The 277-nt window shown below is 63.5% G+C and carries 1 protein-coding gene; it reads right to left on the bottom strand.

Going from position 1 to position 277, the window contains the following annotated elements; translation table 11 throughout:
• Positions 1–277, bottom strand: a 277-nt coding sequence (locus tag FLQ44_RS08150) for an aldehyde dehydrogenase family protein (protein WP_147693968.1), incomplete at both ends; no start/stop codon positions are given.

Genomic DNA, 277 nt, shown 5'->3' with positions numbered 1-277 from the left:
CGTGAAGCCCTCCAGCGCCTTGTCGAAGAAGGCGTCCTCCTCGTCGAGCACGTCGGCCATGAAGATGTTGGGCGACTTGCCGCCAAGTTCCATCGTCTGGGGGATGAGATGGTCGGCGGCCGCATGCATGATCTGCTTGCCGGTGACCGTCTCGCCCGTAAAGGAGACCTTGGCGATCCGTGGATTGGCGGCGATCGCCTGGCCAACGGTGCGTCCAGGTCCCGTCACGACGTTGAACACGCCAGGCGGCAGAATATCGGCGGTGAGCTCTGCGAAC

It is taken from the genome of Vogesella mureinivorans, from assembly GCF_007644035.1.
GTDB classification, from domain to species: domain Bacteria; phylum Pseudomonadota; class Gammaproteobacteria; order Burkholderiales; family Chromobacteriaceae; genus Vogesella; species Vogesella mureinivorans.
Note: the sequence above shows the minus strand (reverse complement) of the source record. Positions and strands in the feature narration are given on the sequence as shown.